The following is a 20,908-nucleotide window of genomic DNA, read 5'->3' as shown; positions in this document are numbered from 1 at the left end:
CTAGGCGCCTGGGCGAGCGAGGGTCGGAACCGGCAGGTCGACCATCACGGTTTGTCCCGGCGCGGTGCAGCCGGTGTCGCAGCACTTGCCGGGCTGGCGGTTCTTCGTGATGGCGCGGCGCGGGTCGTGCGGCGCGGCGGCCGGCGTGCCGTCGGCCGCGATGCCGCGTTCGAGCAAACGCTCGACCAGCTCGACCTTCGAGCCCACCGGGTAGTTGCGCCAGATCTCCTGCTTCATCGCCGCGGGCGAGCCGCCGCCGTGCAGGCTGATCACGCTGTACCAGCCGCCCTGGTAGCCGGCCGTGAGGTCTTCGATGAAGCGCGCCGTCTCGATGCGCTGTTCGTAGGGAATGGCGGGGTTGGCGCGCAGCACGTCCGACAGCCGCGCCGCGGTCTCGGGGTTGTGGTCTTCGTCCGGGCCGGGCAGGGTGACGATGAGGCCGCCGCTCACGTAGTGGGCGATGCGGTGCATGTCGTAGATCTTGGTGGCGAGCAGCAGCTTGCCGATGTTGCTGAACACCGGGTCGGGCATGAAGACCTCGCAATGGTCGTCGGCCTTGCCGTAGACGCTGGCCGCCACGCCGCAGGCAAAGAAGCCCTCGGTGATGGTGATGAGTTCGACCATCTGCTCGCGCAGGTGGCTCTCCTTGCCGGGGTCGAAGCCGTTGGCCTCGCACATCAGCGCGCCGGCGCCGATCAGCAGGTCGCCGAAGCCGGCGCGGGCCGCGATGCAGCTGTGGCGGTGGTGCGTGGCGTAGCTGTAGGTCAGGTGGCCCGAGTGCTCCCATTCGCCCGCATAGAACACGCGCTCCCACGGCACGAACACCCGGTCGAACATGCACACGCCGGTGCTCTGGCCGTACTTGCGGCTGAAGAGGGCGTCGCCGTGCTCGAGCTTCTCGCCGGGCCGCCCGGCCGGCCGCGCGACGATGGTGAGCCCGGGCGCATCGAGCGGCACGGCGCAGCAGACCGCGAAGTCGGCGTCTTCCTTGCCCATGTTGCGGCAGGGCATGACCAGCAACTCATGCACATAGGGCGCGCCGGTCACGATGGCCTTGGTGCCCGAGATGACGATGCCGCGCGCGTTGCGCTCGACCACGTGCAGGTAGCTGTCGACGTTCGCCTGCTCGTGCGGCCGGCGGCTGCGGTCGCCCTTGGCGTCGGTCATGGCGACGCCCAGGGTCAGGTCCTGGTCCTGGATGCGATGCAGGTAATTCTGGAAGCGGGCCGTGTGCTCGGTGCTGCCGCGCGCGTCGTCGATGCGCGCCGACACCTGGGCGATGGCGTTGAGCGCGTCGTGCGTCAGATAGCGCTGGGCGCAGCCGGTTTCCTGGCACACGAGCCGCACGGCCTCGAGCTTGTTGAGCAGGTCGCCCGAACTCGTGTTGATGTGCGAGAGCCGGTTCACGCGCTTGCCGCTGGTGTGCTGCACGGCGGTCATGAGCGGCGCGTACTCGGACTTCAGCGCGTGGTCGTAGGTGAGGGCGATGGCGTTGATGCCGGGCTGGAAGGCGGGCTCGTCGGCCACGCTGGCAACGCGGCGGCCGTCGACGAACACGGTGGGTGTGTAGCGGCGCAGCGATTCACGGTAGTCGGCGCCGGACATCAAGAGGGCGTCGGAAGGCGGGGCATTCATGGGGGTTGTCTCCTGGGGCTCGTGGGGATTTTTTGACCGTTGGCGCGATAATTTAAACACTGTTCAATTTTTAGATCAACGTTTGAAAATTTGATCGTCGAACGGATCGCGGGCTATAGTCCCGCCCATGCACGCCAAGCTCCAACGCCGCCAGACCCTCACCGATGCTCGCCGCGCCCTGGTGCTCGACGCGGCCCGCACGGTGTTCGCGGAGGCCGGCATCGAGGGCGCGAGCATCCGTGAAATCGCCAGGAAAGCCGGCTACACGCCGGGCGCCATCTATTCGTATTTCGAGAGCAAGGAGGCGATCTACGCGGCCTTGCTCGACGAGTCGCTGCTGCGCCTGCAGGCCGCCGTGGCCGAGGTGGCGGTGTCCGAGCGCCGGCCCGACCAGACCCTGGCCGCCAAGGCCCAAGCCTGGTTCGATTTCTACGCGGCGAACCCGCGCGACCTCGACCTCGGCTTCTATCTGGTGCATGGCATGCGGCCCCGGGGACTGACGCATGCGCTCGATCACGAACTGAACGACCGCCTCTACGATGCCCTGCGTCCCTGCGAAGAAGCGTTGCTGGCGTTGGGCCTCGATGCCGACCTCGCGCAGCAGGAGAACACGGCGCTGTTCGCGCACGGCGTCGGCCTGCTGCTGATGCAGCACACGGGGCGCATCCGCATGTTCAAGCAGTCGGCCGATGCACTGTTCAAGACCTACCTTGCGCAGTTGGCACAGCGATCGACCCCTGCAGCAACAGCGGAAGACGCAGTGAAACCCGCTCTTTTCAGTGGTACGGTTCAGCCCAGTTCAACCGATACCTGAAAGAAGAAGTCCATGCTGCTCGACGCCACGCAATCCCAACTCGTCCTGGTCGATTACCAGGCGCGGCTGATGCCGGCGATCTTCGAAGGCGAAGCGGCGGCGCGCAATGCAGCGCGACTGGGCCAGATGGCGCAGTGGGTCGACGTGCCGGTCTGGGGCACCGAGCAGAACCCGTCGAAGTTGGGCGAGAACCTGCCGGAGATCCGCGCCTTCTGCCACAAGACGCTGGCCAAGATGCATTTCAGCGGCGTGGAAGAGGGGCTTGGCGAATGGCTGCGCCCGCCAGCCAAGACCGCGCCGCAGGGCAATGCCCGCAGCCTGCCCAAGCACCTGCAGAAGCCCCCGGCCGCGGCCGAAGAGCGCAACACCATCGTGATCGCCGGCTGCGAAGCCCATGTCTGCCTGCTGCAGACCGCGCTCGACCTGCTCGAGGACGAGTTCGATGTGTGGGTCGTCACCGACGCCTGCAGCTCGCGCACCGAGCGCAACCGCGACGCGGCCTTCGACCGCCTGGCCGGCGCCGGCGCGGAGCTTGTGACCACCGAGATGGTCGGCTTCGAGTGGCTGCGCACCGCCGAGCACCCGGCGTTCCGCGACCTGCAGGCACTGATCCGCTAGTCCGCTGATTCACTGAATTGCTGTTGAAGGGCGGCCCGGCAAGGGCGCCGCCTGGATTGCCTCGGCTGTCAGCTTCCCGCAAGATCGGTCCCCATAATTATGAATTCAGTTTCGGCGTCGAGCCCGGAACGGCATCCATAAAACAGGAGACAGATCCCGATGAGCCGCTATGAAGAGTTCTACCGCCAGTCCGTCGATGCGCCCGAGGCCTTCTGGGCCGAGCAGGCGAAGCTGATCGACTGGCACACGCCCGCGCAGCAGATCCTCGACGCGAGCCAGCCGCCGTTCGCGCGCTGGTTCGTCGGCGGCACCACCAACCTGTGCCACAACGCGGTCGATCGGCACCTGGCCGATCGGGGCGATCAGCCGGCGCTGATCTTCGTGTCGACCGAAACGGGCACCGAAAAGAGCTACAGCTTCACCGAGCTGCATGCCGAGGTGCAGCGCACCGCTGCCAGCCTCATTGAGCTGGGCGTGGGCAAGGGCGACCGCGTGCTCATCTACATGCCGATGATTCCCGAGGCCGCCTTCGCAATGCTGGCCTGCGCGCGCATCGGCGCCATTCACTGCGTGGTGTTCGGCGGTTTCGCCAGCGGCTCGCTGGCCACCCGCATCGAGGACGCCGAGCCCAAGGTGGTCGTGAGCGCCGACGCCGGCTCGCGCGGCGGCAAGGTCATCGCGTACAAGCCGCTGCTCGACGAAGCCATCCGTCTGTCGAAGTACAAGCCTGAAGCCGTGCTGCTGACCGACCGCAGCCTCGCGCCCATGCAGCTGACCGCCGGCCGCGACCACCTGGCCGGCGAACTGCGGCAAAAGCACCTGGATGCGCAGGTGCCCTGCACCTGGCTGGCCTCGACGGACATCAGCTACACGATCTACACGAGCGGCACCACCGGCAAGCCCAAGGGCGTGCAGCGCGATGTGGGCGGCTACGCCGTGGCGCTGGCCGCGAGCATGAAGCACATCTTCGACGGCCGGCCTGGCGAAACCTACTTCTCGACCAGCGACATCGGCTGGGTGGTGGGCCACAGCTACATCGTCTACGGTCCGCTGATCGCGGGCATGGCGACGATCATGTACGAGGGCCTGCCCACGCAAGGCATCGACCAGCAGCCCGACGGCGGCATCTGGTGGCGCCTGGTCGAGAAGTACAAGGTGACGGTGATGTTCAGCGCGCCTACTGCCGTGCGCGTGCTCAAGAAACAAGACCCGGCGCTGCTCAAGAAATACGACCTGTCGACCCTGCGCGCGCTCTTCCTGGCCGGCGAGCCGCTCGACGAACCGACCGCGCGTTGGATCAGCGACGGCCTGGGCGTGCCGATCATCGACAACTACTGGCAGACCGAATCGGGCTGGCCGATGATCACCATCGCCAACGGCGTGGAAGCCAAGCCGAGCAAGTTCGGCAGCCCGGGCGTGCCGATGTACGGCTACCGCATCAAGATCCTGCACGAGTCGACCGGCGAGGAATTGACGGCGCCGAACGAGAAGGGTGTGGTCGTGGTCGAGGGCCCGACGCCGCCCGGCTTCATGCAGACCGTGTGGAAGGACGACGCGCGCTTCGTCAACACCTACTGGAAGAGCGTGCCGGGCAAGATGGTCTATTCGACCTTCGACTGGGGCATCCGCGATGCCGACGGGTATTTCTACATCCTGGGCCGCACCGACGACGTGATCAACGTCGCCGGCCACCGCCTGGGCACCCGCGAGATCGAGGAGAGCATCTCGGGTCACGCCAACGTGGCCGAGGTGGCGGTGGTCGGCGTGGCCGACGCGCTCAAGGGGCAGGTGGCGATGGCCTTCGTCGTGCCGAAAGACGGCCTGGCCGTGACCGACGCCGACGCGGCGCTCCAACTCGAAGGCGAGATCATGAAGGTCGTGGCCGACCAGCTCGGCGCCCTGGCGCGGCCCGCGCGCGTGCGCTTCGTGAGCGGCCTGCCCAAGACCCGCAGCGGCAAGCTGCTGCGCCGCGCCATCCAGGCCGTGTGCGAGCAGCGCGACCCGGGCGATCTGACCACCATCGACGATCCGGCCACGCTGCAGCAGATCAAACAGTTGCTGTCCGCCACCTGACCGCAGGCGCGAGTCGGGGTAGGGTTGCGGGCCTTGCGCAGCCGCGTTCTGTCGTCATATGGTTGACGTGGCACAATGCCAAGGTACTCAGGCCCTTCCCCAGCCACAGTCGCATCCGCCAATCGGTCCAGCCGTGTCGCGGAAGGTTTCTTAACCAACTCGTGCTTCCTCCAGGGAAGCGAAGGTCAGCGGATCATGAGCGATTCCTCTACGCCTACGGCGTATACCGCCTATCAAGGCAACACCTACCTCTTCGGCGGCAATGCGCCCTATGTCGAGGAGATGTACGAAAACTACCTCGCCAACCCCGGCAGCGTTCCTGACAACTGGCGCACGTATTTCGACGCCCTGCAGAACGTTCCCGCCGCCGACGGCACCAGCGCCCGCGACGTCCCCCATCTGCCGGTCATCAACGCCTTTGCCGAGCTGGCAAAGCAGGGCACGACCAAGGTCGTGCAGGCCAGCGGCGCCGACTCCGAACTCGGCCGCAAGCGCACCGCCGTCCAGCAGCTGATTGCCGCCTACCGCAACGTCGGCGCCCGTTGGGCCGACCTCGACCCGCTCAAGCGCGCCGAGCGTCCCGCCATTCCGGAACTCGAGCCCTCGTTCTACGGCTTCACCGATGCCGACCTCGAGACGGTGTTCAACACCAGCAACACCTTCTTCGGCAAAGAGACCATGTCGCTGCGCGACCTGCTCAATGCCCTGCGTGAAACGTACTGCGGCACGATGGGTGCCGAGTACATGTACACCACCGACCAGAACCACAAGCGCTGGTGGCAGCAGAAGCTCGAAAGCGCCCGCACGAACCCGAAGCTGAGCGCCGAGCAGAAGAAGCACGTGCTGAACCGCCTGACGGCCGCCGAAGGCCTCGAGCGCTTCCTGCACACCAAGTACGTCGGCCAGAAGCGCTTCTCGCTCGAAGGCGGCGAAAGCTTCATCGTCTCGATGGACGAGCTGATCAACCAGGCCGGCATCAAGGGCGTGCAGGAAATCGTGATCGGCATGGCCCACCGCGGCCGCCTGAACGTGCTCGTGAACTCGCTGGGCAAGATGCCCGCCGACCTGTTCGCCGAGTTCGACCACACCGCTCCCGAAGATCTGCCCAGCGGCGACGTCAAGTACCACCAGGGCTTCAGCTCGGACGTGACCACCCCTGGCGGCCCGGTCCACCTGAGCCTGGCGTTCAACCCGTCGCACCTGGAAATCGTGAACCCCGTGGTCGAAGGCTCGGTGCGCGCCCGCATGGACCGCCGCGGCGACCCGCTGGGCAAGCAGGTGCTGCCCGTGATCGTGCACGGTGACGCCGCCTTCGCAGGGCAGGGCGTCGTGATGGAAACGCTGGCGCTGGCCGAGACCCGTGGTTATTCCACCGGCGGCACGGTGCACATCGTCATCAACAACCAGATCGGCTTCACCACCAGCGACCCGCGCGACAGCCGCTCGACGCTGTACTGCTCGGACATCGTCAAGATGATCGAAGCGCCGGTGCTGCACGTGAACGGCGACGATCCCGAAGCCGTGGTGCTCGCCACCCAGTTCGCCCTCGACTTCCGCATGGAATTCCAGAAGGACGTGGTCGTCGACATCATCTGTTTCCGCAAGCTGGGCCACAACGAGCAGGACACCCCTTCGCTCACCCAGCCGCTCATGTACAAGAAGATCGCGGCCCACCCCGGCACGCGCCGGCTGTACGCCGACAAGCTGGCCGCGCAAGGCCTGGGCGACACGCTCGGCGACGACATGGTCAAGGCGCAGCGCGCCGCCTTCGACGAAGGCAAGAACACCGTCGACCCCGTGCTCACCAACTTCAAGAGCAAGTACGCCGTCGACTGGAGCCCGTACCTCAACAAGAAGTGGACCGACGCCGGCGACACCGCCATTCCGACCACCGAGTGGAAGCGCCTGGCCGAGAAGATCACGACGCCGCCCGAAGGCTTCACCGTGCACCCGCTGGTGAAGAAGGTGCTGGACGACCGCGCCGCCATGGGCCGCGGCGACGTGAACGTCGACTGGGGCATGGGCGAGCACATGGCCTTCGCCTCGCTGGTGGCCAGTGGCTACCCGGTGCGCCTGTCGGGCGAAGACAGCGGCCGTGGCACGTTCACGCACCGCCACGCCGTGCTGCACGACCAGAACCGCGAGAAGTTCGACACCGGCACCTACACGCCGCTGCAGAACGTCGCCGAGAACCAGGCGCCGTTCGTCGTCATCGACTCGATCCTGTCGGAAGAAGCCGTGCTCGCGTTCGAATACGGCTACGCCTCGAACGACCCGAACACGCTCGTGATCTGGGAAGCCCAGTTCGGCGACTTCGTGAACGGCGCGCAAGTGGTGATCGACCAGTTCATTGCCTCGGGCGAAGTGAAGTGGGGCCGCGTCAACGGCATCACGATGATGTTGCCGCACGGCTACGAAGGCCAGGGCCCCGAGCACAGCTCGGCACGCCTGGAGCGCTTCATGCAGCTGAGCGCCGACACCAACATGCAGGTGGTGCAGCCCACCACGGCCAGCCAGATCTTCCACATCCTGCGTCGCCAGATGGTGCGCAACCTGCGCAAGCCGCTGATCATCCTCACGCCCAAGTCGCTGCTGCGCAACAAGGACGCGACCTCGCCGCTGTCCGAGTTCACCAAGGGCAGCTTCCAGACCGTCATTCCCGACAGCAAGGGCCTGAAGGCCGAGAAGGTCAAGCGCCTCATCGCGTGCTCGGGCAAGGTCTACTATGACCTGGCCAAGAAGCGCGAAGAGCAGGGCACCGACGACGTGGCGATCATCCGCGTCGAGCAGCTCTATCCGTTCCCGCACAAGGCCTTCGCCGCCGAGGTCAAGAAGTACCCCAACCTCGTGGACATCGTGTGGTGCCAGGACGAGCCGCAGAACCAGGGCGCCTGGTTCTTCGTGCAGCACTACATCCACGAAAACATGCAGGAAGGCCAGAAGCTCGGCTACTCCGGCCGTGCCGCTTCGGCATCGCCTGCAGTCGGCTACTCGCACCTGCACCAGGAACAGCAGAAGGCGCTGGTCGATGGCGCATTTGGCAAGCTCAAGGGCTTCGTGCTGACCAAGTAAGAACCGCCCCTTTTCACACGAACACCCTCAAGAACAAAACGGAGCTCACTCCAAATGTCTATCGTAGAAGTCAAAGTCCCCCAGCTTTCCGAATCCGTGGCCGAGGCCACCATGCTCACGTGGAAGAAGAAAGCCGGCGAAGCCGTCGCCGTCGATGAAATCCTGATCGAGATCGAAACCGACAAGGTCGTGCTCGAAGTGCCCGCGCCCTCGGCCGGCGTGCTGGTCGAGATCGTTCAGCCCGACGGCGCCACCGTGGTGGCCGAGCAGCTGATCGCCAAGATCGACACCGATGGCAAGGCCGCCGCCGCAGCACCCGCTGCAGCAGCAGCCCCCGCCGCCGCACCGGCCGCTGCTGCACCCGCAGCGGCAGCCGCCGCCACCGGTGGTTCGAAGTCCGACGTCGCCATGCCCGCCGCTGCCAAGCTGCTGGCCGACAACAACCTGAAGACCAGCGACGTGGCCGGCACGGGCAAAGATGGCCGCGTGACCAAGGGTGACGTGCTCGGCGCAGTGGCTGCCGGCGCCAAGCCTGCCGCCGCCATCGCCGCACCGGCTGCCAAGCCCGCGCTGCAACAGGTGGCTGCACCTGCCGCGCCTGACCTGGGCGAGCGTCCGGAACAGCGCGTGCCGATGAGCCGCCTGCGCGCCCGCATCGCCGAGCGCTTGCTGCAATCGCAATCGACCAACGCCATCCTCACGACCTTCAACGAAGTGAACATGGCCCCGGTCATGGACCTGCGCAAGAAGTTCCAGGACGCGTTCACCAAGGAACACGGCGTGAAGCTCGGCTTCATGAGCTTCTTCGTGAAGGCTGCGGTGCACGCGCTGAAGAAGTACCCGGTGCTCAACGCCTCGGTCGACGGCAACGACATCCTGTACCACGGCTACTTCGACATCGGTATCGCCGTCGGTTCGCCGCGCGGCCTGGTGGTGCCCATCCTGCGCAATGCCGACCAGATGAGCTTCGCCGACATCGAGAAGAAGATCGCCGAGTACGGCAAGAAGGCCCAAGACGGCAAGCTGGGCATTGAAGAAATGACCGGCGGCACGTTCTCCATCTCGAACGGCGGCACCTTCGGCTCGATGCTCTCGACCCCGATCATCAACCCGCCCCAGTCGGCCATCCTCGGCGTGCACGCCACCAAGGACCGCGCCGTGGTCGAAAACGGCCAGATCGTCGTTCGCCCGATGAACTACCTCGCCATGAGTTACGACCACCGCATCATCGACGGCCGCGAAGCCGTGCTGGGCCTGGTCGCCATGAAGGAAGCGCTGGAAGATCCGTCGCGCCTGCTGTTCGACATCTGATCCCGGGAGCAAGACACAGATGGCAAACAAGCAATTCGACGTCGTCGTCATCGGCGGCGGTCCTGGCGGCTACATCGCGGCAATCCGCGCTGCGCAGCTCGGCTTCAACGTGGCCTGCATCGACGAGTGGAAGAACGGCAAGGGCGGCCCCGCACCGGGCGGCACCTGCACCAACGTCGGCTGCATCCCCTCGAAGGCGTTGCTGCAATCGTCGGAGCACTTCGAGCAGGCCGGCCACCACTTTGCGGACCACGGCATCAAGGTCGAAGGCCTCGGCCTGGACGTCGAGAAGATGCTGGCCCGCAAGGACCAGGTCGTGAAGCAGAACAACGACGGCATCCTGTACCTGTTCAAGAAGAACAAGATCAGCTTCTTCCACGGCCGCGGTTCATTCGTGAAGGCGGACGAAGCCGGCTACGAGATCAAGGTGGCAGGCGCCGCTGAAGAGTCGATCAGCGGCAAGCACATCATCCTGGCCACGGGCTCCAACGCCCGCGCGCTGCCGGGCACGCCGTTCGACGAGGAGAACATCCTCTCGAACGACGGTGCGCTGCGCATCGGCGCGGTGCCGAAGAAGCTGGGCCTCATCGGCTCGGGCGTCATCGGCCTCGAAATGGGCTCGGTGTGGCGCCGCCTCGGTGCCGAAGTCACGGTGCTCGAAGCACTGCCGACTTTCCTGGGCGCCGTGGACGAGCAGATCGCCAAGGAAGCCAAGAAGGCTTTCGACAAGCAGAAGCTGAAGATCGAACTCGGCGTCAAGGTCGGTGAGATCAAGTCGTCGAAGAAGGGCGTGAGCGTCGCCTGGACCAACGCCAAGGGCGAAGCCCAGACGCTGGAAGTCGACAAGCTGATCGTCTCGATCGGTCGCGTGCCCAACACCATCGGCCTGAACGCCGAAGCCGTGGGCCTCAAGCTCGACGAGCGCGGCGCCATCGCCGTGGACGACGACTGCAAGACCAGTCTGCCCAACGTGTGGGCGATCGGCGACGTGGTGCGCGGCCCGATGCTGGCGCACAAGGCCGAGGAAGAAGGCGTGGCCGTGGCGGAGCGCATTGCGGGCCAGCATGGCCACGTGAACTTCAACACCGTGCCGTGGGTGATCTACACCAGCCCCGAGATCGCATGGGTCGGCCAGACCGAGCAGCAGCTCAAGGCCGCAGGCCGCGCCTACAAGGCCGGCACCTTCCCGTTCCTGGCGAACGGCCGCGCACGCGCGCTGGGCGACACGACCGGCATGGTCAAGTTCCTGGCCGACGCCACCACCGACGAGATCCTGGGCGTGCACATCGTGGGCCCGCAGGCCAGCGAGCTGATCTCCGAAGCCGTCGTGGCAATGGAGTTCAAGGCCAGCGCCGAAGACATCGCGCGCATCTGCCATGCGCACCCGTCGCTGTCGGAAGCCACCAAGGAAGCGGCCCTGGCCGTGGACAAGCGCACGCTCAACTTCTGATCTCCGGTTCTTGAGCGAACCCGGCCCCGATCGACCCTCGCGGGGCGGTCGGGGCTCTCCATTTTTGAAGCGATCCGATCCCTTGAGCGTCAAACAGGCTTACGAAGCGGAACTCGCGGCACGCGGGTTCAAGAGCGATCCCGCGCAACTCGCGGCCGTCGAGGCGCTCGACCGCTGCGCCACCGAGTGGGGTGAGTACAAGGCCCGGCGCTCCAATGCGCTGAAGAAGCTCATCAACCGGCCGGAGCTGCCGCGCGGCGTCTACATGTACGGCGGCGTAGGGCGCGGCAAGAGCTTCCTGATGGACCTGTTCTTCAACGCCGTGCCGCTGCGGCGCAAGACGCGCCTGCACTTCCACGAGTTCATGCGCGAAGTGCACCGCGAACTGCGCGACCTGCAGGGCACCGTGAACCCGCTCGACGAGCTGGGCTTGCGAATTTCCAAGCGCTACAAGCTGATCTGCTTCGACGAGTTCCACGTCGCGGACATCACCGACGCGATGATCCTGCACCGGCTGCTCGTCTCGCTGTTCGACAACGGCGTGGGCTTTGTCACCACCTCGAACTTCAAGCCCGACGACCTGTACCCGGGCGGCCTGCACCGCGACCGCATCCTGCCGGCGATTGCGCTGCTCAACCAGAAGCTCGAAGTGCTGAGCGTGGACAACGGCACCGACTACCGGCGCCGCACGCTGGAGCAGCTGCGCATGTACCTCACGCCGAACGACGCGGCGGCCGAGAAGGAATTGCGCCACGCCTTCGACAAGCTGGCCGAGACGGCCGACGAAAACCCGATCCTGCACATCGAGCAGCGCGAGATTCGCGCGCGACGCAAGGCCGGTGGCGTGGTGTGGTTCGATTTCAAGACGCTGTGCGGCGGCCCGCGCTCGCAGAACGACTACCTCGAGATCGCGAGCCAGTTCCATACCGTGCTGCTGTCCGACGTGCCGCACATGCCCGTGCGCATGGCTTCGGAAGCACGCCGTTTCACCTGGCTGGTCGACGTCTTGTACGACAGGCGCTGCAAGCTCATCATGTCGGCCGAGGTTCCGCCCGAGGCGTTGTACACCGAGGGCCCGCTGGCGCACGAGTTTCCGCGCACGGTGTCCCGGCTCACCGAAATGCAGTCGAGCGAATTCCTCGCCCTGGAACGCCGCATCGTCGACACCCGACTCACATGAAAAAAACCGCTCTTGCCCTGTTCCTGGCCTTGGCCAGCCTGCCGCTCTGGGCGCAGTCCAATGCGGCGGCGGGTAGCGCCGACCTCGAAGCCGAACGCAGCCGCCTTGCGACCGAGCGCGAGGCGATCGAGTCGCGCTATACCAAGGAGCGGGCAGCCTGCTACGCGAAGTTCGCGGTCGAAGACTGCCTGCGCGAAAGCCGCAGCCGCCGTCGCAAGGAAACCGACCACATCAAGCGGCAGGAAACCGCGATCAACGACATCCAGCGCCAGCGCAGCGGCGCGGCCGAGCTGCAGAAGCTCGACCAGAAGGCTGCCACCCAGCGCCCACAGGATTCGCGCGAACAGCGCGAAAAGTCGCAACAGGATCAGAAAGAGCGCGAACAGCGCGCCGCCGACCACGCGGCGAGCCGCGCCGCGACGGCGGCCGATGCGGACGCGCGCCAGCGCCAGTTCGAAAACAAGCAGAAGGCCCACGCCGACGAGCAGGCCAAGACGGCGCAGCGCCGCGCCGACGCACCGGCCTTGACCACGCGCTTCGAGGAAAAGCAGAAACGGGCGGCGGAACACCGCGCCAGCCGCGAACGCCAGAACGCCGAGCGGACCAAGCCGCGCGGCGCGCCGTTGCCAGCGCCGGCACCCTGAAAGAGAGGTGGTCGCTCAGGCCGCTGCCGCTACCGGCAGCGGGTCGAGCTTGAGCACCGCGATGGAGATGTTGTCGCCCGTGCCGCGCGCACGGCGTCGGGCTTCCCCCACCAGAATTTCCACCGCATCGCGCGGCGGCTGCGCGTAGAGCACGCTGGCCAGCTCCTCGGGCGAGAAGTAGTGCCAGAGCCCGTCGCTGCAGGCCATCAGCAGGTCGCCCGGCTGCAGCTTGGCAATGTGGTGCGGATCGACGGGCGGCGGCGTGGTTGTCATGCCCAGGCAGCCCAGCAGGATGTTGCCCTGCGGATGGATGTTGGCCTCGGCCTCGCTGATCTGGCCGCGATCGACCAGCGCCTGCACGTACGAATGGTCGCGCGTGCGTTTGACCAGCGCCCCGTCGTTGAAGTGGTAGATGCGCGAGTCGCCCGCGTGAATCCAGGCGCAACCGCCCTGGGGGGTCATCAGGAAGGCGGCCAGCGTGCTGTGTGGCTCCTGCTCGCTCGACAGCGCCGTGAGCTTGATCACCGTGTGGGCGTCTTCGAGCAACTGGCGCAGCACGACGGCAGGGTCGTCGCGCTCGGGGCTGTAGCGGGTGAAGAGCTGGCGCGCGGTCATCAGCACCTGGTCGGACGCCTTGCGCCCACCGCTGCGTCCGCCCATGCCGTCGGCGATGACGCCGAGCACGCAACCCGGCGTGCGTGGGTGGCTCATCAACAGCACCTGGTCCTGTTGGTAGGGGCGGTCGCCCTTGTGGAGGCCGGTGGCGGCGGCGAGTCGAAAGCCTTGGGTCATGAGCGCTGGGGCGCCAGAGGCGCGCTTTCTGTCTTCTCTGGGGTTCGTGTCAGGACGTATTATCGAATGAACACGCGCGGCCCCATGCGGCACGCGCACCCCCACCGTTGGACTCCAATCTTCATTCCCTTTCCCGTCAGCTGATCGAGCTGCGCATGGCGCACGCCGACCTCGACGCCACCATCGACCGGCTCTCGGAAGACGGCGCGCCGCAAGATGAGCTGCTGATGCGCCGCCTGAAAAAGCGCCGCCTCGCCCTGCGCGACCAGATCGCCCGGCTCGAGAACGTGCTCGACCCGAAAGAGCCGGCGTGATGTCGCCGCTCGAAAACCAGGTGCGCGACGCGTTCGCGCAGGACGGGGTGCTGTCGCAGGCCGCCGAGCAGTTCCGCGAACGCGGTGGACAGACCGAGATGGCGATGGCCGTGGCCCGCACCATCTCCGACGGCGGCATCCTTGTGGTCGAGGCCGGCACCGGCGTGGGTAAGACTTTCTCGTACCTCGTGCCGGCGCTGCTGAGCGGCGAGCGCGTGCTGCTCTCGACCGCCACCAAGACCCTGCAAGACCAGCTGTTCGGCCGCGATCTGCCGCGCCTCGTCGAAGCTTTCGCACTGCCGATACGCACGGCGCTGCTGAAAGGGCGGGGCAGCTACCTGTGCCTGCACCGGCTCGACATGGCGCGCCACGACGCCTCGCTGCCCGAGCGCGGCAGCCTGCGCACGCTGGCAAAGATCGAGCAGTGGTCGAAAGCCACGCGCACCGGTGATCTCGCCGAACTGCCGGGGCTCGACGAACGTTCGCCGCTGATCCCGCTGATCACGTCCACGCGCGAGAACTGCCTGGGCGCGCAATGCCCGCAGTTCAAGTCATGCCACGTCAACCTGGCGCGGCGCGAGGCGCTGGCGGCCGACATCGTGGTTATCAACCACCACCTGTTCTTTGCCGACCTCGCGGTGCGCGAGACCGGCATGGCCGAGCTTCTGCCGACCGTGAGCGTCGTCGTGTTCGACGAAGCGCACCAACTCAACGAGACCGGCGTGCAGTTTCTGGGCGCGCAGCTCGGCAGCGGGCAGGCGCTCGATTTCGCGCGCGACATGCTCGGCGCGGGCCTGCAGCATGCGCGCGGTCTGGTCGACTGGCAGCAGCTGGTGGCGGGCGTCGAACGCGCGGCGCGCGAGCTGCGGCTGGTGGTTGGCAAGCAATGGCCGGGCGCCAAGCTGCGCTGGGTCGGCCCCGCCCCCGAGGGCGTGGATGCCGAGGCCTGGCAGAGCGCGCTCGACGATCTGCAAGACGCCTTCGTGCAGGCCGCCGACGGGCTGGACACGGTGAGCGAGATTTCGCCCGACTTCGTGCGCCTGCACGAGCGCGCGCGCCAGCTCGCCAAGCGGACCGCGCGTTTCGCGCAGCCGTGCGAGCTCGACTCGGTGCGCTGGGTCGACGTGGGCACTCAACTGCGGCTGATCGAGTCGCCGCTCGACATCGCCGACGCGATGCGCAAGCGCGTGCTCAAGCTGACCGACGAGCCTGTGGAGTCCGACCTGCCGTACGGGGATGAGGGCGATGACGACGAAGACCCCGAGCACGGTGCCGTCCCGCCGCCGCCGGAAGACAGCCGCCGCGCCTGGGTCTTCACCTCCGCCACGCTGGGCGACGACCCGACGCTGCGCTGGTTCACCGAACCCTGCGGCCTGCGCGACGCCGAAGTGCTGCGCGTGCAAAGCCCGTTCGACTACGCCTCACAGGCAGCGATCTACGTGCCGCGGGCTTTTCCGAAGCCCAACGATCCCACGCACAGCCAGCAGGTGGCCAAGCTGGCCGCGCACGGCGCCGCCGAACTCGGCGGGCGCACGCTGGTGCTGACCACCACGCTGCGCGCGCTGCGCACCATCGGCGATGCGATGCGCCAGCAGTTCGAGTTGCTCCAGACGGAGGCGCGGCCCGAGGTGCTGGTGCAGGGCGAACTGCCCAAGCGCGTGCTCATGGACCGCTTCCGCGAAGGCGCGAGCAACGGGCGCGCAGGCTGCGTGCTGGTCGCGTCGGCGTCGTTCTGGGAAGGCTTCGATGCGCCGGGCGACGCGCTGCAGTTCGTGGTGATCGACAAGCTGCCGTTCCCGCCGCCCAACGATCCGCTGGTGGAGGCCCGCTCGCAGCGGCTCGAAGCGCAGGGGCGCAGTTCGTTCAGCGATTACTCGCTGCCCGAAGCGGCCGTGGCATTGAAACAGGGGGCGGGGCGCCTCATTCGCCGAGAAACCGACAGCGGCGTGCTCGCGATCTGCGACACGCGCCTCGTGGCGATGGGCTATGGCCGGCGGCTGCTGGCGGCGTTGCCGCCGATGCGCCGGCTGGAGACCGAAGCGGATTTCGAGAGCGCGATCGACGCGCTCAGGAAACCCTACTGATATTGATCGAAGTGGCTGGCTGGGTCTGGATTACCAGACCTTCCACCACGGATCGTCCTTGCCCTTGAAGCCGTTGGCCAGGTAGGAGCTTTGCGGGTAGTTGGTGGTCAGCACGCGTTGGGCGTCGTCGCGCAGGTCCTTCATGCCGAGCGCATCGTACGACTTCACCATGATGTACAGGGCTTCTTCGAGCGCCGGCACTTCGCGGTAGTCGGCCAGCGCGATCTGCGCCCGGTTGATGGCTGCCAGGTAGGCGCCACGCGAGTAGTAGTAGCGGGCCACGTGAACCTCGTACTGCGCGAGCGAGTTCACGATGTAGTTCATGCGCTGGCGCGCGTCGGGCGCATAGCGCGACTCGGGGAAGCGCGTCACGAGGTCGCGGAAGGACTCGAACGATTCCTTGGCAGCCTTCTGGTCGCGCTCGGACAGGTCCTGGCGCGTCAGGAACGCAAACATGCCCAGGTCGTCGTTGAAGTTGATCACGCCCTTCAGGTAGAGCGCGTAGTCGAACGCCGGGCTGGCCGGATGCAGCTTCATGAAGCGATCGAGCGTGGCGACGGCATTGGCCTTTTCGCCGGCCTTGTGCTGGGCGTAGGCCTTTTCGAGCTGGGCCTGCTGGGCCAGCGGCGTGCCGGCGGCACGGCCTTCGAGCTTCTCGTACAGTGGCACCGCCTTGTCGTAGGCGCCGGAGCCGACTTCGTCCTTGGCTTCCGAGTAGATGCGGTTGGGGCTCCAGTTCGCGGTCTTGTCTTCCTTGGTGGTGGAACCGCAACCGGCGACGAGAAGGGCCGCCGCGCTGAGCGCGATCCAGGCAGGGACCGATAATTTGGCGCGAAACATCACATACGGCTTTCGTGAAACAGTTGCCCTCAATTATATCGACCGACCCCCTGACCGATCCCCCGGAAGGGCCTGAACCTGAAGAGGGTGCCGATCTCGCGGAGCCCAGCGAGCTGCGGCCCTTCGCCATCGACCAGGCGCAGCACGGCCAGCGGCTCGACCGCGCGCTGGCCGCGCTGGTGCCCGAGTTTTCGCGCAGTTACCTTCAGCAACTCATTGAGGCGGGTGCCGTCGAGCTGCAAGGGCGCACGCTCACCAAGGTTTCTGCCACGGTGCGCGTCGGCCAGTCGGGGCGCATCGAATTGCGGCCCACGCCCCAGAGCCAGGCCTTCCGGCCCGAGGCGATGGACCTGGTCACGGTGCATGAAGACGAGCACCTGCGGATCATCGACAAGCCGGCCGGCCTGGTGGTGCACCCGGCCCCGGGCCACTGGAGCGGCACGCTGCTGAACGGGCTGCTGGCACTCGACCCGAAGGCCGTGCTGCTGCCGCGCGCGGGCATCGTGCACCGCCTCGACCGCGACACCAGCGGCCTGATGGTGGTGGCGCGCACGCGGGCCGCGATGGACGCCATGGTGGCGCTGATCGCCGCGCGCGACGTGAAGCGACAGTACCTGGCGATGGGGCACAAGGCCTGGGAAGGCGCGGCGGCCCGGCAGGTCGATGCGCCGATCGGCCGCGATCCGCGCAACCGGCTGCGCATGGCGGTGGTCGACCTGGAGCGCCACGCGGGCAAGACCGCACGCACGCTGATCGAGCGGCTCGACAGCCACACCGACGGCTGCGCGGTGCGCTGCACGCTCGAAACCGGCCGCACCCACCAGATCCGCGTGCACATGGCGTCGATCGGCCATCCGCTGGTCGGCGATGCGCTCTATGGTGGCGCGCCCGCGGTCGGCCTGGCGCGGCAGGCGCTGCATGCGTTCCGGCTGGCGTTCGTGCATCCTGTCACGCAGCAGCCGATGGAGTTCCGCTCGCCGCCGCCGCCCGATCTGGCCCAGGCTTTGCAGACCTGGGGGCTGGATTACAATCGCGCCTGACGGCCCGAGGGCCGCGCCGGCCACCCGATGCCGGCCTTGCGTTGCACTCGCCGCGTGCCGGCAACGCCTACCCCTTCCATCCATCTGAACAAGCGTCGCCAGGCGCCTTTTTCCGGATACCGCGAACCATGAATACGGCGGATGCCAAGCGCATTCTCGAAACCGCCTTGATCTGTTCGAGCCAGCCGCTGCCGGTGCGCGACATGCGCGTGCTGTTCGACGACGAGCTGGGCGTGGACACCATCAAGGTGCTGTTGCTCGAACTGCAGGAAGACTGGGCGCAACGCGGCCTGGAGCTGGTGAGCGTCGGCAGCGGCTGGCGTTTCCAGAGCCGGCCCGAGATGCGCGATGCCCTCGATCGCCTGCATCCCGAAAAGCCGCCGCGCTACACGCGTGCCGCGCTCGAAACGCTGGCCATCATTGCCTACCGGCAGCCGGCCACGCGCGGCGACATGGAAGACATCCGCGGCGTCACGATCAACTCGCTGATCCTGAAGCAGCTCGAAGACCGCGGCTGGGTCGAGGTGATCGGCCACCGCGAAACGGTCGGCCGGCCCGGGCTCTATGCAACCACCCGCCAGTTTCTCGACGACCTGGGGCTGGCCTCGCTCGACCAGTTGCCGCTGGTGGAGACGCCCGCGCAGCAGGCCGCGCTGGTTGATGCGCTCCAGCAGGCCGCGGGCGACCAGCCGGGGCTGCCGATGGACGACATCGACGCGGCGGACGAGGCTGCTGCAGAAGCTGCAGCGCCCGTGGCCGAAGAAGGCGTGCAGCCCGAACTCGCCATAGTCGATGTGCCGCCCGAGTCGGCTGAGCTGGCCGAGGTCGTCTCGACCGACGCGGCGGAATTCGCCGAAGAGGTGGTGGCGATCACCGAAAGCGGCGAGGCCGTCGCGCCTGTCGACGAGGCGCCGCCCGCGCCCGAGCCAGACGCCGGTGAGCCGCCCGCCGAACCCGAAGTGGCCGCCGCGCCCGAAGAACCCGAATCTGAGGTCCCGTCCCCCGCAGCGGACGAGACCGACCCCCACGACCCCCCCGCTGTTTCTCCCGGAAAAACCCCATGAGCTCATCCGACACCGACGACGCAGCGATGCTGCCGGTCGAACCCGAAGTCAAGAAGCGGAAGCGGCCAGCCACGCCCAAGAAGGTGACGGAAGTTGCTGTTGAATCCGTTGCTGCGCCCGCAGAGCCAGCAGGGGCCGAGGCCGAGGAAGCGCCGAAGAAGCCGCGTGCACCCCGCAAGAAGAAGGTGATCGAGGCGCTGGCTGCCGATGAGCAACCGGCGAGCGCGGCGGAAGTCGCGCCTGCGGCCGAAGCTCCCGCGACGGTAGAGCCCGATGCGGCCCCCGTGGTTGCTGAAGCAGCGACGACCGAGGAAGACGAGCCGGCACCCGTCGAAGCGCGGCGTCCTCAGGCGTCCGATGAGGACGAGGACGACGACCGTGGGGATGACGAAGACGACGAGGAAGACGAGCCCGACGAAGAGGAAGACGACCTCGACCGCGCCCGCCGCGCCGCCGAACGCGAGCAGCGCAACGCGCCGCCGACCGAGCCGATCCGTTTCTCCGACGTCATTTCCGGCCAGTTCGACGCCGACGAAGAGAGCCCCGAGGTGCCGCCGCTCAAGCGCGTGCTGCTACCCGAAGCCGATTCGCCCAAGCTGCACAAGGTGCTGGCGCAGGCCGGCCTCGGTTCGCGCCTCGAGATGGAACAGCTGATCCTGCAGGGTCGCATCTCCGTCAACAACGAGCCGGCCCATATCGGCCAGCGCATCCAGTACGGCGACCAGGTCAAGATCAACGGCAAGCCGATCCGCTACCGTATCGCACCGCCGCCGCCGCGCGTGATCGCGTACCACAAGCCTGTGGGCGAGGTCGTCACGCACGACGATCCGCAGAACCGCCCGACCGTGTTCCGCAAGCTCCCGCGTCTGCAGCAGGGCAAGTGGCAATCGGTCGGCCGGCTCGACCTGAACACCGAAGGCCTGCTGCTGTTCAGCAGCTCCGGCGATCTGGCCAACCAGCTCATGCACCCGCGCTTCGGCCTGGAGCGTGAGTACGCGGTGCGCGTGCTGGGCGCGCTCACCGCCGAAGAAAAGAAAAAGCTGCTCGAGGGCGTGCGCCTGGACGACGGCATGGCGCAGTTCGGCACCATCGAAGACGGGGGCGGCGAAGGCTCCAACTGCTGGTACCGCGTGACCATTTCCGAAGGCCGCAACCGCGAAGTGCGCCGCCTGTTCGAGTCGGTGGGCCATGCGGTCAGCCGGCTGATCCGCATCCGCTACGGCGCGATGGTGCTGCCGCGCGGTCTCAAGCGCGGTGCCTGGATGGAACTCGACGAGCGCGACATTCAAGCGCTGTTCCAGGCCTCGGGCGGCGCGCAGGCGCGACCGGCCCCGCAGCAGCAACGTGGCCCCGGTGGTCCGGAGGGCGGCGGTCGCAACGGCCGGAACAAGAAGCGCCGTGGCAACAACAACAACCGCAACAACAACGGCAGCATGGGGGGCGGTCAGCCGCGTGAAGCACGCGGCGAAGCACCGATCCCGAGTCCGCTGGGCGACGGTCGTCCGCCGCGCGGTGAGCGTGGAGGGCGCGGTGGCCCGAATCGGGGCAACGGCAACGGCGGTCCGCCGCAGCAGGGGCGCCGCGGCAACGCGGGTCCTGGCAACCGTCAGGGCGGCCAGGGGCAAGGGCAGGGCGGTGGCGGCAACCGGGCGCCAAGTGGCGGCGGTGGTGGCGGCGGTGCTGCCAACCAGCCCGATCCGATGAAGACCTCGCTCGGCTACATCGGTGCCGACAGCTTCTCGCGCCAGCGCAAGGAGCAACGCGGCGGCCCGGGACGTCGCGGCGGTGGCGGCGGCTCGCAAGGCGGTGGTGGCTTCGGCGGCCCGGCCGGCAGTCGCCGCCGCGGACGCTGAAAGCCAGCCGTCGGAGCGCGGCCTTTCGCGGGGTTTTCACCAATCCCGCAGGTCGCGCCGGTTAAAATCAGAGGCTTTGTCGACGGGCCGCGAAACAAATTCGCTGCAGTTGTGACAAAACACT

General features: G+C 67.2%; 16 protein-coding genes. 13 read left to right on the top strand and 3 right to left on the bottom strand.

Translation table 11 applies throughout. The annotated features are described in order from the left end of the window. Positions 1–1,635, bottom strand: coding sequence for a 4-hydroxyphenylacetate 3-hydroxylase family protein (locus CLU95_RS02485; RefSeq protein ID WP_099790104.1), 1,635 nt, complete (start codon positions 1,633–1,635; stop codon positions 1–3). 127 nt (positions 1,636–1,762) lie between these two features. Here CLU95_RS02485 and CLU95_RS02480 point away from each other — a divergent pair, with 127 nt between their 5' ends. From CLU95_RS02480 to CLU95_RS02445, 8 genes are all read left to right on the top strand, one after another. Next, a complete protein-coding gene (locus CLU95_RS02480) occupies positions 1,763–2,449 on the top strand; it encodes a TetR/AcrR family transcriptional regulator (RefSeq protein ID WP_099790102.1) in 687 nt (228 codons plus the stop codon). A gap of 12 nt (positions 2,450–2,461) precedes the next feature. Next, positions 2,462–3,067 carry an isochorismatase family protein gene (locus tag CLU95_RS02475; RefSeq protein WP_099790100.1) on the top strand — a complete coding sequence of 202 codons (606 nt, stop codon included), beginning with the start codon at positions 2,462–2,464 and terminating at the stop codon, positions 3,065–3,067. 159 nt (positions 3,068–3,226) lie between these two features. Beyond that, a complete protein-coding gene (locus CLU95_RS02470; protein ID WP_099790098.1) occupies positions 3,227–5,140 on the top strand; it encodes a propionate--CoA ligase in 1,914 nt (637 codons plus the stop codon). A gap of 195 nt (positions 5,141–5,335) precedes the next feature. Then, positions 5,336–8,212 carry a 2-oxoglutarate dehydrogenase E1 component gene (locus CLU95_RS02465; protein ID WP_099790096.1) on the top strand — a complete coding sequence of 959 codons (2,877 nt, stop codon included), beginning with the start codon at positions 5,336–5,338 and terminating at the stop codon, positions 8,210–8,212. A gap of 54 nt (positions 8,213–8,266) precedes the next feature. Continuing rightward, positions 8,267–9,523: a 2-oxoglutarate dehydrogenase complex dihydrolipoyllysine-residue succinyltransferase gene (gene odhB, locus CLU95_RS02460; protein WP_099790094.1), complete on the top strand. Its 1,257-nt coding sequence runs from the start codon at positions 8,267–8,269 to the stop codon at positions 9,521–9,523. Between the two features lie 19 nt (positions 9,524–9,542). Then, positions 9,543–10,973: a dihydrolipoyl dehydrogenase gene (gene lpdA, locus CLU95_RS02455; RefSeq protein ID WP_099790092.1), complete on the top strand. Its 1,431-nt coding sequence runs from the start codon at positions 9,543–9,545 to the stop codon at positions 10,971–10,973. Positions 10,974–11,055: 82 nt separating this feature from the next. Next, on the top strand, positions 11,056–12,153 hold the full coding sequence (gene zapE / locus CLU95_RS02450; RefSeq protein ID WP_099790090.1) for a cell division protein ZapE: 1,098 nt from the start codon (positions 11,056–11,058) through the stop codon (positions 12,151–12,153). Then, positions 12,150–12,797, top strand: coding sequence for a hypothetical protein (locus CLU95_RS02445; RefSeq protein WP_099790088.1), 648 nt, complete (start codon positions 12,150–12,152; stop codon positions 12,795–12,797). Before zapE ends, CLU95_RS02445 begins: the two co-directional genes overlap by 4 nt. Positions 12,798–12,812: 15 nt before the next feature. On the opposite strand, the gene CLU95_RS02440 is transcribed toward CLU95_RS02445, so the two are convergent. Beyond that, entirely contained in the window at positions 12,813–13,589 is a 777-nt protein-coding gene (locus tag CLU95_RS02440; protein WP_099790086.1) for a PP2C family protein-serine/threonine phosphatase, read from the bottom strand. A 107-nt stretch (positions 13,590–13,696) separates the two neighbouring features. Between CLU95_RS02440 and CLU95_RS02435 the strand changes: the two genes are divergently transcribed. Together CLU95_RS02435 and CLU95_RS02430 are read left to right on the top strand one after the other, a co-directional pair. Further along, positions 13,697–13,903 carry a YdcH family protein gene (locus CLU95_RS02435; RefSeq protein WP_099790084.1) on the top strand — a complete coding sequence of 69 codons (207 nt, stop codon included), beginning with the start codon at positions 13,697–13,699 and terminating at the stop codon, positions 13,901–13,903. Next, positions 13,903–15,987, top strand: a complete 2,085-nt coding sequence (locus tag CLU95_RS02430) for an ATP-dependent DNA helicase (protein ID WP_373668078.1) — start codon at positions 13,903–13,905, stop codon at positions 15,985–15,987. The genes CLU95_RS02435 and CLU95_RS02430 overlap by 1 nt, the downstream gene beginning before the upstream one ends. A gap of 30 nt (positions 15,988–16,017) precedes the next feature. Here CLU95_RS02430 and CLU95_RS02425 read toward each other — a convergent pair whose 3' ends face one another. Further along, positions 16,018–16,827, bottom strand: a complete 810-nt coding sequence (locus tag CLU95_RS02425) for an outer membrane protein assembly factor BamD (protein ID WP_099790080.1) — start codon at positions 16,825–16,827, stop codon at positions 16,018–16,020. Between the two features lie 14 nt (positions 16,828–16,841). Here CLU95_RS02425 and CLU95_RS02420 point away from each other — a divergent pair, with 14 nt between their 5' ends. The 3 genes from CLU95_RS02420 (at position 16,842) to CLU95_RS02410 (ending at position 20,784) form a co-directional block, all read left to right on the top strand. Next, the gene (locus CLU95_RS02420) at positions 16,842–17,867 is read left to right on the top strand and encodes an RluA family pseudouridine synthase (protein WP_373668076.1); all 1,026 of its coding nucleotides are present in this window, start codon (positions 16,842–16,844) and stop codon (positions 17,865–17,867) included. A gap of 128 nt (positions 17,868–17,995) precedes the next feature. Further along, on the top strand, positions 17,996–18,931 hold the full coding sequence (scpB, locus tag CLU95_RS02415) for an SMC-Scp complex subunit ScpB (protein WP_099790078.1): 936 nt from the start codon (positions 17,996–17,998) through the stop codon (positions 18,929–18,931). Continuing rightward, positions 18,928–20,784 (top strand): pseudouridine synthase, encoded by a 1,857-nt coding sequence (locus tag CLU95_RS02410; protein WP_099790076.1) that lies wholly within the window; start codon positions 18,928–18,930, stop codon positions 20,782–20,784. The genes scpB and CLU95_RS02410 overlap by 4 nt, the downstream gene beginning before the upstream one ends. Positions 20,785–20,908 lie beyond the last annotated feature (124 nt).

The sequence above is a fragment of the Variovorax sp. 54 genome (genome assembly GCF_002754375.1).
Taxonomy (GTDB): Bacteria; Pseudomonadota; Gammaproteobacteria; order Burkholderiales; family Burkholderiaceae_C; genus Variovorax.
The sequence above is the reverse complement of the archived record's forward strand: the minus strand, read 5'-3'. Positions and strand labels throughout refer to the sequence as shown.